The organism is Xylanibacter brevis P6B11 (genome assembly GCF_000621825.1).
GTDB classification, from domain to species: Bacteria; Bacteroidota; Bacteroidia; order Bacteroidales; family Bacteroidaceae; genus Prevotella; species Prevotella brevis.
The window spans coordinates 126,210-140,363 of sequence record NZ_JHXG01000010.1; the positions used below are offsets into that span (position 1 = coordinate 126,210).

Annotated in this window: 9 protein-coding genes and 1 tRNA gene; 3 read left to right on the plus strand and 7 right to left on the minus strand. The window is 47.2% G+C overall.

The annotated features are described in order from the left end of the window. Nucleotides 1-17 precede the first annotated feature (17 nt). A complete protein-coding gene (locus T496_RS0106875; protein WP_027450097.1) occupies nucleotides 18-284 on the plus strand; it encodes a hypothetical protein in 267 nt (88 codons plus the stop codon). Nucleotides 285-300: 16 nt separating this feature from the next. On the opposite strand, the gene T496_RS0106880 is transcribed toward T496_RS0106875, so the two are convergent. Genes T496_RS0106880 through T496_RS0106895 form a run of 4 tightly spaced genes read right to left on the minus strand, consistent with a single transcriptional unit; the run spans nucleotide 301 to nucleotide 3,874 of the window. Continuing rightward, nucleotides 301-1,179, minus strand: a complete 879-nt coding sequence (locus T496_RS0106880; RefSeq protein WP_027450098.1) for a hypothetical protein — start codon at nucleotides 1,177-1,179, stop codon at nucleotides 301-303. Between the two features lie 34 nt (nucleotides 1,180-1,213). Continuing rightward, nucleotides 1,214-1,978 carry an MBL fold metallo-hydrolase gene (locus T496_RS0106885; RefSeq protein WP_027450099.1) on the minus strand — a complete coding sequence of 255 codons (765 nt, stop codon included), beginning with the start codon at nucleotides 1,976-1,978 and terminating at the stop codon, nucleotides 1,214-1,216. Nucleotides 1,979-1,999: 21 nt separating this feature from the next. Next, nucleotides 2,000-3,016, minus strand: coding sequence for a UDP-N-acetylmuramate dehydrogenase (gene murB / locus T496_RS0106890; RefSeq protein WP_027450100.1), 1,017 nt, complete (start codon nucleotides 3,014-3,016; stop codon nucleotides 2,000-2,002). A gap of 9 nt (nucleotides 3,017-3,025) precedes the next feature. Beyond that, complete coding sequence (locus T496_RS0106895; protein WP_197018938.1) at nucleotides 3,026-3,874, minus strand: DUF4348 domain-containing protein; 849 nt, start codon at nucleotides 3,872-3,874, stop codon at nucleotides 3,026-3,028. Nucleotides 3,875-4,016: 142 nt separating this feature from the next. Here T496_RS0106895 and T496_RS0106900 point away from each other — a divergent pair. After that, nucleotides 4,017-4,090, plus strand: a tRNA-Arg gene (locus T496_RS0106900). Between the two features lie 881 nt (nucleotides 4,091-4,971). Here T496_RS0106900 and T496_RS0106910 read toward each other — a convergent pair. Continuing rightward, nucleotides 4,972-7,890 carry a TOTE conflict system archaeo-eukaryotic primase domain-containing protein gene (locus T496_RS0106910; protein WP_027450102.1) on the minus strand — a complete coding sequence of 973 codons (2,919 nt, stop codon included), beginning with the start codon at nucleotides 7,888-7,890 and terminating at the stop codon, nucleotides 4,972-4,974. Between the two features lie 36 nt (nucleotides 7,891-7,926). After that, complete coding sequence (locus T496_RS0106915; protein ID WP_027450103.1) at nucleotides 7,927-9,396, minus strand: Fic family protein; 1,470 nt, start codon at nucleotides 9,394-9,396, stop codon at nucleotides 7,927-7,929. A gap of 507 nt (nucleotides 9,397-9,903) precedes the next feature. Here T496_RS0106915 and T496_RS0106925 point away from each other — a divergent pair. Beyond that, complete coding sequence (locus tag T496_RS0106925) at nucleotides 9,904-10,440, plus strand: thioredoxin family protein (protein WP_044110778.1); 537 nt, start codon at nucleotides 9,904-9,906, stop codon at nucleotides 10,438-10,440. Nucleotides 10,441-10,598: 158 nt separating this feature from the next. Here T496_RS0106925 and T496_RS0106930 read toward each other — a convergent pair whose 3' ends face one another. Beyond that, on the minus strand, nucleotides 10,599-13,853 hold the full coding sequence (locus tag T496_RS0106930; protein WP_394331343.1) for a S41 family peptidase: 3,255 nt from the start codon (nucleotides 13,851-13,853) through the stop codon (nucleotides 10,599-10,601). Nucleotides 13,854-14,154 lie beyond the last annotated feature (301 nt).

The window sequence follows — 14,154 nt, forward strand, 5'->3', positions numbered from 1 at the left end:
GGAAAGGAACGAACATCATGGCACGAAAAAGACCAATTAGAGAGTTTAACTCGCTCGAAGATATTGAACTGCGCAAAGCGCAACTGGCCGACAGCATCAATTCCGACGAGAAAGAAATAAGCCTCACCTGGCAATACATCAACCTCAAAGAGGAGAACACAAGTATCAGCGACCGCATCTCAAGCGCCATCTCTTATGGTTTGATGGCCTACGATGGAGTAATGACCATTCGTAAGCTGAAAAACAGATTTGGCAGTTTGCGCAACATCTTCAGGAACATATAAAAACAAAACTGATGGGCTACTCGAAGTAGCTCATCAGTTTGTTTTTCAACTCTGTAAACTTCACGGAGTCGGGTAGCGTAATCACCCTACCCTCTGTTTGCACCTCCGTCACCGGCATCAGTTTGATGACAACGATGTGCGGATTGATATCATCCACAATCTGATGCGAATGAGCAAACGAAGCATCTAGCAGCACAACGCTATATCCGAAGTCTCGATCCTTCCCCACCCTGTTCAGCACCTGCTCTGACGTCTCGGCATAAACCACACGACAACGGTCTAACATCAGTTCGCGCAACTCATTAAAACGTGCCACATTCTGTGTAGCAAAGAGCAATTTCGGAACAGACGGATCCATCTCTGCCTTCAGGTTCTGGTCTATATATCTACGCAACAGGCGTTTATTTTCCGACACATTCTTCACATTCAGAACCATCTTCGGATTGCCGTCTTTATTAATGTATCGACCGCCGATACATAAATCCAAATCTTCAACGCACTTTGTATCATCGCCATCATAAATCTCCATACCTACTTCCAAATCATGAATATTATCTCTACGTTCAAACGCTTTTGAAATGACGAAACGCACCGGACAGTTCTTGCACGACATGCCCGAACCGCACGCACCATGATCGCAACCGACCTTGCAGCGCAGCACATTGCCCAACAGATTGGGCTGGGCTTTCTTAGCACCTGGATTCAAGGCATAATAGTTGGTTTCTTCCACCTCGAACTTATCGTTTATCAGGAAGGCATAGCTATTCAAATTGTGAACCAGCGTACTCATTTTATCCACCTCTGAACGAAGGCGGAAGGTTCTTAATTCCATCCATACCACGATGCCTGCCAATGTCAGCAAAGCAGCAACTAATACATATACAATCATATTCATTCAGTTTTAGGTTAATAATCAATATCTCAGCAGCTCAGACGATGCTTAGTATCTGACCGTCGAAAGCTAATTTAACATCATCAGGTAAGCGCCTGTTCACTTCCTCGTGCAGCCCCACATCATGACACATGTGAATCAGAAATGTTTGCCGGGCACCCACTCGGCGAGCAAAAGCAATGGCATCATCTACTAACTGATGCGAATGGTGAGGTCTGTCGAAACGCAACGCATTGACTGCCAGCACCTCTACGCCCTCCAGCAAGGCGGCCTGCTCTGGTTCAATAGTCTTCATATCGGTGATGTAGGCAAACTTGCCAAAGCGATAACCAAGGATGGGCAACTTTCCATGCATCACCCGTATGGGCAGTATATCGATGTCGCCTATCTTCATGGGCTCGCCCGCCTTTATCTCATGCAGTCCGATGGCAGGAACGCCCGGATAGCGATGCTCTTCAAAGCAGTAGGGCAACATCTGCAACATGTTTTGACGCGAGATACTATCGGCATACACATTCATCTCGCCAAACTGACAATAGGGGCGGATATCATCCAATCCACCTATATGGTCATAGTGCGAATGGGTAATCAGGATGCCATCAATCTTGCGAAACGATTGAGGCAGAATCTGCATACGGAAGTCGGGACCACAGTCCACCAGCAGTCGTGTAGCATACGTTTCTACCAATATAGAGCAGCGCATACGCTTATCCTTGGGATCGGCACTCTGGCAGACCTCACATTGGCACCCTATGACTGGCACGCCACACGATGTTCCTGTTCCAAGAAATGTAATCTTCATGCGCTTCTATCTCGTTTTATTCTATATGATATTCACTTCGGGCTTAATGCAGATACCAAACTTTGTCATGACATCGCGACAAATGGCATCACACAGGTTCACCACCTCCTGTCCCGTGGCACCACCACGGTTCACCAGCACCAACGCCTGCTTAGCATGCACGCCAGCGCGGCCCATAGTGCGCCCTTTCCATCCACATTGGTCTATCAGCCACCCTGCGGGCACTTTCTCGTGCGCCTCATCTATATGATAGTAAGGCATGGTGGGATATTGCTTTAGCAAGGACTCAAAGACATCTCTGCTGACCACAGGATTCATAAAGAAGCTACCGGCATTACCTTCCACTTTTGGGTCGGGCAGTTTTTCCTGACGGATAGCGATAATCACCTCGCGCAACTGCTTAAGCGTAGGTTCCACAATCCCCTGCTTATCCAACTCGGCACGGATATTCCCATAGGCCACGTTCAGCGGCGCTTTGGTTGTCTTTAGGCGGTAGGTCACATACGTCATCAGATAGCGGTTTCTCCATTCGTGCTTGAACTTGCTATCACGATAGCCATAGGCACACGCCTCATTGTCAAACACACAAACTCGACCTGTAGCTATCTCAACAGCTTCGACCACAGTAATCAAGTCCTTTACCTCTGCACCATAGGCGCCAATATTCTGAACAGCAGACGCGCCCACCTCACCAGGTATCAACGACAGATTCTCTGCACCCTGCCATCCGTTTTCCACGCAGCAAGCCACAACGTCGTCCCACGTCTCGCCACTCCCAGCTTTCAGGAGCACATCGCCACCGGCAGTTTTTGCAGTCTCCATCCCCTTGATGGCAGAATGCACTACCGTTCCCTGAAAGTCAGCCGTCAAGAGCAGATTGCTCCCCTCGCCCACTATCAGCAGTGGTTCTTCGGCAGTCAGCATCTCAGCCACCTGCTGAGCCTCTTCCACCGTTTCGTACTCCACGAAGCGACGACATTTGGCGTCTATTCCGAAGGTGTTATGTTTAAGCAGACTATAGTTTTCCTCTATTCTCATCCCTTGTCCTTAAGTGATTAGTTTGGTCAGTTTCCAACGTCCCTTTATCAGTTTGAACGTCAGTTCCATCTCCATACCGTTAGCAATACCACGCAACACCAGCACTTTCACCGTCGAGGCGGGATTCTGATGTCCATACACAATATTATATTCTATATTGTTTGGCAGTTCGGGGGCAAAAGCATTCCAGAAATCGGGCGTTATCACACCTTCCATCATCGAGAAGTCGTCCTCAGGGTCTGGACCAACAAAGTCTATGGCCTCGCTCAGGCTCTCGTGCTGAAATAGTGAATCGGTAACAAATCTGTGATAGAAAGCCAGAAAAGAGGCATTCGGGTTATGCTGAAAAGCTTGATTGCGAAGACCTGTCAGTCGCCATTTCCCACCTTTTCTACGGAACTGATAGCGACTCACGTAAGAGGCATTCATAAAGAAATGCTCCACCGTCACCTCGCTAATTGTAGTATCCTTGATATGTTCCACCTGATCATTGTTATCCAACAAGAGCGTATAGAAATCCTTCTTCATAAAGAATTTCTCCATCTTCCATTGCTGTTTGGTTATCTCACCATTTCTCACAGCAATACTCTTCACGTTGGCAATTGTTGAGTCGGAGCTTACAGGTAAAGGAAACACTGTACGTTCCATTTGCAGTTTGTTGCTCGATGCATAGTTGAAAATAAAGTCATCAAACAGTTCTTCGGCCGACTGAGGCATCGGCGCATCCCCAATCTCCTCCACATAGTTTTCGCTATATAGTGAGTCGGCAGCCTCGTCATCAAGGCTGTAGTCCTCTGCTCCATGTTTTCCCTTGCAGCCTGCCAGCAGCATCGCCATCACAAGAGAAAAGAAAATCATTCTGTCAAGCATACTCTGAACCAATCAACGATATTTTCAGCATGCAAAGTTACTAATTAATTCTTCAAAACCAACAAACTACGATTAAAATTTGCCCGTTTCACTTTTTTTCTATACTTTTGCATCTGTTTTTACGCACAGAGGTCCCGTAGCTTAGCTGAATAGAGCGTCAGATTCCGGTTCTGAAGGTCTTGGGTTTGAATCCCAACGGGATCACATGGGATAGGCGAAGCCAATCCAGATTTGAAAAATCATTTGATTATTGAGAATCCCAGTAAATAAAGGGCTTCTCGATAATTTTCATTCTGGGGAATGGACTTCCAACTATCATGATTATATGTAAAAAGTTACGGAGATTTTTACTTTTCTCCGTAACTTTTTACCCACTTACGAGTCATACTATTCACCAAACTGGTAAAGTTTTCCGGCTCTTAATTAATTCCAAAGGCTCTTCATTTCTAGTAATTTTGGGGTAGTATTTCTCTTTTGTGCCCCATTGCTAACCTAAAATAATCTCTTGTTATTTTCTTAATCTTCATCTTTCTCATTATCAACAATTTACAAGTTCCTTTTGTAAATCACCATACATTTCTCTTGTTAATCCGTTACTTTACAAGAACCCAATTTCTGTTCTTGTCAACGGCGATTATGCCCTTACGTTTCAATGAAGACAACAGATTAGTTATCTTATCATATTTTTGACGGTCAGTCAACGCCTCAGACAACTTATTGCTAAGTAATTCATCTATTTCTTTGCGCGAGGCTTTCCCAAATTTTGATATATAATCAACAATCAGTCGTTTAAAATAGTCATCATCAAAACTCTTGTTTTTGATGTATGATGTTTTTAGACCAATATGTTTGGTGCCTTTTACAACAGATAATCGATAGCAACTGCGCTATCGAGATAGAGAATGATGCTTTTGATTTCTTTCTTAACCATATCAAAATACAATTTCAATTTATGGCTGCAAAAGTAAACCAATAAAGCGACGATACAAGTGATTATAGCAAAATCTCAAAAATTTAACATTTCAAGGCGATATTGTTCACAGAATTTCGGACTCTGCCTGAAAAAAGTACTCTTGAAATTTGGCTTATTTTAATGTCAACTCCAATAGCTCTGCCGCAATTTCTGGGCAATCTATCCGCATCAGACTATCTTCCTCCCACCCTCTGGAGAGAAGGTTTAAACTGCCATACCAAACAAGTGATTGGTCAATTACAGCATAACGTTCATGACACTTTTTCTGCACATTTACGATGAATCCTGCGTCACTCAACTGCTCCAGCAATTCTGCATGGTGTTCCCTACCGTCCTCTGGATAGTCCTCTGTACATAGAGAAAAAATGGTGAGAGTTACGCCTCTTTTCTGAATAGTCTCAGACTGGTCTGCAAGCCAGTCAACTTTCCTTGAACTAAGGTATGGACTAGAGATGACAATGCTCCTCTTTGCAGAAAGAATATCCTTCTCAAATATATGCCAATAGCCAGCATAATCAAAGATGGAATTGTTCACCACCTGCTTATCCATCACTTCCGTACAAACCTCAAAACCTATTTTCTTATAAGTTCTCAAACGCCGATGATACATCCGTTCTAATACGGGAATGTGTTTATCAATATAATCGAAGATGATGACATCCTTTTTTCCTTCATAATCGCGGTTCAGTCGGCCTGCGTATTGCTCGACATTTCCTTCAAATGATATCGGCATTGCCAATAGCATTGTGTCTAATCGTGGATAATTAAAACCCTCACCGATATATTGCCCTGTTGCGACGAGGATTACACTTTCGTCGCGACTTACCGATGCCATTTTCTCTCTCAATTCGGTTCGTGCTTTTAAGCCTGTTCCCCCTTGTAAAAGGAAGACATGTGCTGCTGCACCTTGCAAAAGGGTATATAAAGTTTCAGCATGTTCCCTATATTTAGTCATCACTACTGGAGTCCTGCCTTTCTTGACACAATCTATCGCATCAGCCACGATTTGCATATTCCGCAACTCATTATCGACAATTAACCGATTCAATTCTGAAATATGTCTATCTTCTGATGATGATAGGTCAACAATCCTCGTAAACCGAGGATATACATAATGACCAATACCCTGTTTCTCTGCCCGTTCTTTGGCGGTATACCTATGCCGAATAGGCCCTAACTGCATATACAGCTTACGTTCTTGTTTGTCACCCCGCTTCACGGTAGCGCTCATACCATACACATATTTGGCAGTCGATGCCCGCAGAACGTTTTCAAAAGTTGCTGCAGCTGCATGATGGCATTCATCCACTATTATCATCCCGTAATTGCGCACCATCGGATTGACGTCATCCATCTTCCCTAACGAACCTATCATGCCAACATCAATGATTCCCGTTGCCGCCTTTTTCTGAGAGGAGAAAGTACCGATGACTGAATCTCTTTGTTTTATGCGACCTTTGGGCGTAGTATATGTCGGCAGTTCTTCATTGATTACAAGGAATCGTTCCAAATCTCTGACCCAATTATTCATAATCTCAGCGGTATGCACCAGTACAAGCGTATTGACCTTCCGTTTGGCAATCAGATTAGCGCCAATGACAGTCTTACCAAAAGCTGTTGCAGCTGCCAGCATCCCGTTATCATAATTCAGGAGGTGTTCAACCGCAACAATCTGTTCTGCATACAGTTCCCCCCTGAAAGAAACATCTATAGTCTGTCCTTTCTGCCTCTTATCCTTGATATCATAGGGGATCCCGGCCTCAGACAAACGATTCTTCAGTTCTTCGAAGCAACCTCGTGGCAGAACGATATAATCACCATTGTCATACCCGTCATATACTATCCGTGGTGTTTCACGAGTAGAGAACCCTAAGGCCAGATTCTGGTAGAACTGCGGATTTGTATAGGCAGCCAGTCTCCTGATGGCATTCTGCAAACGTGGTTTCAAATTCCGTTTGTCAACATATACGCCATCAGCGAGAATAACTTTCACCGTTCCATCTACATCGTCTGTTTTAAAGTAACGGGGCAAAGGAAGGGGACTGGTTCCAAAGAAGAGCAAGTTTCCGTCTTCAGACTCATCCACCTTGTCACTTTGGAACAATTTCATGGTGTCAGCCTCTGGACACCACGCCTTGATGTACGTATCTACATCTGTTTCAGACAACTTCCGCGTATGCATCAACTTTTCCCATTGGTCATGGTATGGTCTCCATAGTTCATCCACAAAAGCACTATTTCCTTTACGAAGTGCTTGTCCCTGAAGAGGCAGGGCGATGAGATTTCCCAATTTCCCTTCAGGTAGGTTATTCTGCATTGGCATCATCCTGTCATAATATTGGAAACTCTTCATACTAACTGATTCTGAGCCCTTAGCCAGTAATGCTTCACCAAATCTCCGAACTTTCGCCGCTTGGATAGCTTCATTCATGAATATCCAAACGTGGGCACCATGACCCGATCTGGAACGTTCTACCAATGCATCAATTCCGACCGATTTGCATATTTCCCTCAGCGCATCAACTTCCCGTTCCCATCCTTCCTTTGGAGAAGCATCCTCTTCATGATTGTCGAAGTCAAAAACCAGGAACCAACATGTTCCATCTGGAAAAAGTGGATATAAACCGATTACATCGGTGCAATCTTCCTTTCTGCCATTGAGATGTTCCAAGATTACCGACACCTTCAGCTCTGTATAATCCTTTGCCGGACATTCCTGGCATTTCACTTTCTCCCCACTCGCTTTGGGACACACCCCATATTTCCAGAAATTGTTACATTGCGTATAATATCCTTTCTTCGCCGCCCGCTTCACATACACATCCTTGCGCCCTCGAAAGTAAGAATAGAACTGTATAGCATGCTCGGCCGTCAGCACAGGAAATTCTATCTGAACAGGTTCCTCCTTCTTGGAACTATCGACGTATGTTTCATAGTCGTATGCAATTCCGTTCTCGTCAAGCAACCCTCTCAGATACCTGATTTCAGACTCCAAGCGACTTATGCGACTTTCATTATCAACTCTATCCATGATGTCTCTTTACATTTCGTGACACCTTAACGGAAACTAAAACCGAAGTATATACTCGTCCTCTTCCTTGAAGGCATTGCAGCGTTCCATGTAGTCGCGCATCTGCTCGAAGTTGTCTCCCCGCAGGTTATAGCTGAATAGACGGACACGCTGGATGGCATTGATCAGTTTCTCAGGGTTGTCCTTCCTGGTTAGTTGACGCAATGCACTGAGGTAATCGGTGCGGAAAACGGTTGGAATGATGATTTTCGACTGTCCTGCAGCAGTTAACTCTGCGTTCATCATGATACGGGATACACGTCCGTTGCCGTCAGAAAACGGGTGAACCTCGCTAATCATAAAGAGCATGAAAAGAGCACGAGCAAAGGGATGGCGCAAGACACTATAAATCTCAAAACCTTTCTTGAGAGTGCCACGTACCTGTTGATAATCTACAAAATGTGTCTCGCCTGCGCGGTTGTTCTGTGTTTTGAACATGCCAGGATTAGCCTCTGGACGGGCGGACATCATAATGCGATGACGATGCTGGAGAATGTCAATCAGATGATCTGGAGAGGTGGGCGTGACAGCCATCTCTTTGCGATTAGAAACGATGTAGTATGTACCAAGCACGTCGTGGCTGTCAGCATTTCTGGCTGGCATGGGAGTACGGGTCTCAATAATCTGGCGGGCATCGTCCACCTCGAACTCAGTTCCTTCGATATAGTTGGAGAAATAACTCTCAAAGAAAGCGAAGTTATTATAGGCAGCATCCGTCTCGTTTGGCTCTGGGAAATTCTCGAACTCACGCTCGTTGAGTGCAGCCATCAGAATGCTGAAAAGCTTCAGTCGTTGACTGTCGAACGGTTCCCCCAATGCACGGGCTTCAGCAACCGAGGAAGTAAGAATCTTCGAGGGCTTAGTGGAAAGGATGGCCCCAATGATGGATTCCAGTTTCTTGAACTCATCAGACATGTCGAGTTGTCTGGCTATCTCGCGAGCTGTGTCTCGCAACTTGTTCAATTCATCTTCACCGTTGGTCTGCAAAACTTTATCCAATTTTTCTTCGATAACATCCTGTGGTAGACACTTGGAAACGCCATCGCGGCTATAGCCGGTCTGAAGATTTTCAAGATAGGCCCTGGCACTGCAAGACATGTGCAGACCTCCCATGAAAGGATAATCCCTTGATAATGCCTTATGACCTTCTAACAGGTGAACGGTAATACCGGGCAATGATATCTTTTTCGTATAGCCGTAAGTAAGATATATGTGTCCGTCACTTGTGGGACGGCATTCGAAAGCACTACGATGACTCATGACGGCATCGGGGAACAGCTCTCCAAGGATGAAAAAGAGATTCCTGCGGATGATATTCTCCGGAGTGTCGTTGAGATTTGTGGTGTAAATCTTCGCGGCAATCTTGATAAGACGCCCTTCCTTCTTCATTTTTGAAATGAAGTTGTTGGTGGTCTTGTCAGAAGAAGCCATAACGACTTCGTGGTTCAATAGGGCATTTTTTTCCATAAATCAGTGCTTTGATGGTGCAAAGGTAGTATTTTTATCTAGAAAAGTGAAGATTTTATGGAAAATTTTCCAAATTAACAGTACAATCTTCCAAATTTGTGCTCATTCGAAGCACTCTTACCCGAAAAAGTCCATAATTAATTTGGCTTTTTGCTCGCTTATTCGTACCTTTGCAACCGACAAGAGAGTATTAACAAGCCGAATCGGCGCAAAATCGGCGCAAATGCGTTTTTGAGGAATGCCGAAGATGCCCATAAACAAAGAGATACTCAAAGAAATTGAATGACAGATTCCGGTTCTGAAGGTCTTGGGTTTGAATCCCAACGGGATCACAAAATATTAAAAAGGTTTCAAAGAATAAATCATGCTTGTAATTCCTTGGAACCTTTTATTATTTTGTAATTACAAAAGAGAACGACACGGGAGAATCAGGGGGACATTGTTTTGAGAAATCACAGAAAAGCATTATCTTTGCAGGCGGAATGTGAAACAAAACAATTGGAAAGAATGAAAACAGTTAATAGTTATCTCTGCCAGCTCACTGCCAAAGGTATTGTGATGCTGCTGTTGTCTTGCGTTTTTACCCTCAACATCCACGCACAGAATGGATTGAAGAAAGTCTATGACGAGGCTGTCAACCCGCTGGAGCAGATTGACAAGGCAGTGACCAAGGCCAAAGCCGAGGGAAAGTATGTGATCTGTCAGGTGGGTGGTAACTGGTGCCCCTGGTGCCTGAAGTTTGCCGACTTCATCACTAAAGATGCGGCTATCAGCGAGGTTATCGGCAAGAACTTCGAGTATATCCACGTGAACTACAACCCACGCCAGTCACAGGGTGCCGACAAGGCGGAACAGGCCCGCGCGCTGATGAAGCGCCTGAACAATGCCGGTCGTTTTGGTTTCCCCGTGTTTGTGGTGCTCGACAAGGAAGGTCAAGTTATCCACATCCAGGACTCAAGTTTTCTGGAAGAGGGACAAGGCTACGACCAAAAGAAAGTGCTGCGTTTCTTTGAGGCTTGGACGCCCCAAGCCGTTAACAAATAAAAGCGAGAGGCTGTTGATAAAAGCGAGAGACTTATATAAGCGAGAGGCTGTTGGCAATAAACCAACAGCCTCTTACTTTATTTCTTAGTGCCAAACACCTGCCGATATACATGGCACGTAAACCAGCAGGAAAGTTTGCGTATTGATTGACAGACACTTTACAGCTCCTTCAGCAGCTCACGCACGGCAGCCTCCAGCTGTAGGTCAACACCCTTGACAACGGTTTCGGGGCGGTTCAGTACGGGCACGTCGGGCTCCAGCTGTGTATTCTCCAGATAGGTACCGTCGGGCAACTGATAGCCAATCACAGGCACACCGAATATCAATGTGGGGTCTTGCAGCGTCTCCCAGTTCACCGAACTCATGGTGCCAGGCACGGGAGCACCAACCAACTTACCAATCTTCTGATGACTATACACCCAGGGCGTGCCGTGGGCATTGCTGTAGTTGCCCTCAGCCTGCAACATGATGCTGGAGTGGTTGTATCGTCGACTTGGCATGTCGCACGCCTCTCTGCCCCTGATTACCTGCGTGAAGTATTTACGACCCGAGAAGAGAATCTCGATATCCTCATGCAGACGTCCGCCACCATTGTAGCGTGTATCGATGACGATACCCTCCTTCAGGTTATACTTACCCAGAATGTCGGAATAGACATCGCGGAAGCTGGCATCGTTCATGCCCTCGATGTGCACATAGCCCAGTCGTCCGTTCGACAAGCGCTCCACTTCGGCAGCCCGACTCTTGATCCAGCGTTTGTAGAGCAAGTTATCCTGTTCCGACAGACTGATAGGCAGCACGACCTCGTCCCAAGTTCCGGCACTACCTTTCAGGCTCACCAGCGTTTTCTTGCCCCGGCACAGGTTCAGCAATTGAGCCAGGTCGGTATCCTTCGTCACAGCCTGACCGTTGATAGCAGTCAGCACGTCACCCGCCTTCACCTTGCTGTTAGCCTTGCTGAAGGGTCCACCCTCCAGCACAGCCGTAATCTTAAGGCCATCGGTAGCCTCGGTCAAGTCGTAGATCAGTCCCAGCTGTGCCGTAGCATCGCCCTTAGCACCAGGACGGAAGCGTCCGCCCGTATGACTCACGTTCAGTTCGCCCAACAACTCGCTGAGCAATTCAGCAAAGTCGTAATTGTTGGCAATATGAGGCAAAAAGCGCGCATAGTTCTGCACCATCAAGTCCCAGTTGCAACCATTATAGTCAGTACGGAAAATCTTCTTATTGATTTGCTTAGCCACATGGCGCAACAAATATTCGCGCTCGGCAGCAAGGTCCAGCTTCATCTGCGCATCGTATGAGATAGGAGTAATCTTGTCGCCCTTCTCAATCTTCTTCATGCTGCTGCCCAGCGAATAAAGGTTACCATCCTTGTCCATCTGCAGCACCCCGCTGCCGCCCTTGCTCAGCAACTTAGTCTCGTGTTTGCGCAGATCCATCTTCCACAGGTCGGGTGCGCCCTCGAAGGCCGAGAAATAGTACAGGCTCTCGCCATCCTTGCTCACGATGGCATCGCCCAGACGACTACTGTTGGGCGTCAGTCGCACAATACGGTCTTCGATGCCCTCAAACTCAATCGAGAGCACCTTGACAGAGTCCGTCTCAGCCTTTTTCTCCTTAGCCTTCTTATCGTTCTTCTTGTCGGCTGCATCCTTCTTCTCAGGCTTAGCCTTTTCCAGTTCCTTCAGCAGTGCATAGTCCTCGGCCGAAAGACGATAGCGATCGTAAGCATCCTGTGTAAGGAAAGCCAGGAACACATCCTCCTGACTGCCCCACGAGGCATGACTGCGCATGCCGTAGCGCTCGCTCTCGAACATGATAGCCTTGCCATCCATCACCCAACGCGGGCGACCACTCATGTAGCCACTCTGCGTGATGGGATGAATCTCGCCCCCCTCGGCACTCACGATGCCCTGGTCGGCATAGGGGTCACGCTTGTTGGCAATATAACTCAGCACAAACCACTTGCCGTCGGGACTCCATTCGTAGTCGAACCCGCCGTCCTGGTCGTACCACTTGCTGCCATCGGTGACCTGCGTCACCTTTTTGGTTTTCAGGTCCACCACCTTCAGTTTGATACGATCTTCGATAAAGGCCAACTTCTTGCCGTCGGGACTATACTTAGGACTGTGGCGCTCCACCTGCGAGAAGTCGATTTTGCCATTCAGTTGCAGCGCGGGCAGTTCAGGGAACACGCTTTCCTCCTTAATCAGCGTAGCATTGGCAAAGTTCAGGTCCTCGTCTCTGACGATGCTGGCCGTATAGAGTTGCCAGTTGCCATTGCGCTCAGAGGCATAGACGATGGTGCGTCCGTCGGGCGCAAAGTCCACGTCGGCCTCGGCACCAGCCGTCTGCGAGATGCGGCGCGTGGTAGCATACTCCGTGCTGGTGACGAACACCTCGCCGCGGGCCACGAAGGCCACCTGCTTGCCATCGCGACTGACCACCGCCTGGCGTGCCCCGCTTGTGAAGGCCAAGTCCCTGACCACGGGCTCGTCGTCGCGCGTCAGCGTGATGTTCAGTTTCTGAGGTTTTTCGCCATTCTTCTGCGTATAGATCTCGCCATTATAAGTATAGCACAACAAGCCATTGCGTGCAGCACTCAAGAAGCGCACCGGGTGCGTCTTGAAGCTCGTCACAGCCGTAGGCTTCAGTCCACTGTCAGCCCCAGCCTTCTGGGCATACACATTCATGCTGCCACCATTGCGCTCGCTCAGGAAGTAGAGCGTCTTGCCATCGGCGCTGACCACGGGATTGCGGTCTTCGCCAGCATGAGCCGTCACGTTGGTGTGCTGTCCGCTCTTGGCATCATAGAACCACACATCGCGAGTGATCGACGATGTGTGATGCTTGCGCCACTCGTCCTCATAGCCCTTGCGGTCCTGATAGAAGAAACTCTTGCCATCGGCAGCAAAACTCAGCATCTCGGCCGGTGTGCCCAGCACTTGCAGCGTTCTTCCGCCCTTCACGGGCACCTTGTATAGTTCGGGCAAGGTATTGTCGGGAAACAACACACTCTCGGCAGGGTCTTGAATGGCGGCGCCAAAGAGCACCCACTTGCCGTCGGGCGAGAAAGCCTGTGGCACCTCGGCCACACTATTGTAGGTCAGTCGGGTAGCCGAACCTCCTTCTGCAGCCATGGTGAACACGTCCAGATTGCCGTGTCTGTCGCTGGCAAAAGCTATCTGCTTGCCATCGGCACTCCACACGGGCGAGCACTCATAGCTGTCTTGTGTGGTCAACTGCACGGCTGTTCCACCTTTTGTAGAAACTTTGTAGATGTCGCCTTTGTAGCAGAACAACACCTGTTGGCCGTCGGGGCTCACCATCACATCTCTCAACCAAAGGGGCGTAACCGCCTGACTCGCACTGGCTTGAGCCGACGAGCCTGCCATTGCTGCCATCATCATGGCAGCACGCATCCATTTTTTCATCGTCTTTTTCATCTTTATGCTATAATTTTCGTTTAGTCTTTTTTCCAAGCTCATCAATTAATGAGCGCACAAAATTACATATATTCTGCGACTTTTCTACATATTTATTCATTTTTTAACACCAATTCCGCCGCCACTTCTACTGTTGTACACGCCACGGCAACACGCCGACCATCACGAATGATAACTGGTAAGCGTCATAAACTATCTTAATAATCCATACAAAAAAAGGCTAAGGAAGCGTAATGTTGTTACACGAAGAGCGAACCAAGGATAT

What these genes read in the sequence shown, in the direction of transcription:
- T496_RS0106885 (WP_027450099.1), bottom strand. Translation starts at nt 1,978, where the DNA reads ATGAAGATTACATTTCTTGGAACAGGAACATCGTGTGGCGTGCCAGTC.
- T496_RS0106915 (WP_027450103.1), bottom strand. Translation starts at nt 9,396, where the DNA reads ATGGAAAAAAATGCCCTATTGAACCACGAAGTCGTTATGGCTTCTTCT.
- T496_RS0106875 (WP_027450097.1), top strand. Translation starts at nt 18, where the DNA reads ATGGCACGAAAAAGACCAATTAGAGAGTTTAACTCGCTCGAAGATATT.
- T496_RS0106910 (WP_027450102.1), bottom strand. Translation starts at nt 7,890, where the DNA reads ATGGATAGAGTTGATAATGAAAGTCGCATAAGTCGCTTGGAGTCTGAA.
- T496_RS0106925 (WP_044110778.1), top strand. Translation starts at nt 9,904, where the DNA reads ATGAAAACAGTTAATAGTTATCTCTGCCAGCTCACTGCCAAAGGTATT.
- murB (WP_027450100.1), bottom strand. Translation starts at nt 3,016, where the DNA reads ATGAGAATAGAGGAAAACTATAGTCTGCTTAAACATAACACCTTCGGA.
- T496_RS0106930 (WP_394331343.1), bottom strand. Translation starts at nt 13,853, where the DNA reads ATGATGATGGCAGCAATGGCAGGCTCGTCGGCTCAAGCCAGTGCGAGT.
- T496_RS0106895 (WP_197018938.1), bottom strand. Translation starts at nt 3,874, where the DNA reads ATGATTTTCTTTTCTCTTGTGATGGCGATGCTGCTGGCAGGCTGCAAG.
- T496_RS0106880 (WP_027450098.1), bottom strand. Translation starts at nt 1,179, where the DNA reads ATGAATATGATTGTATATGTATTAGTTGCTGCTTTGCTGACATTGGCA.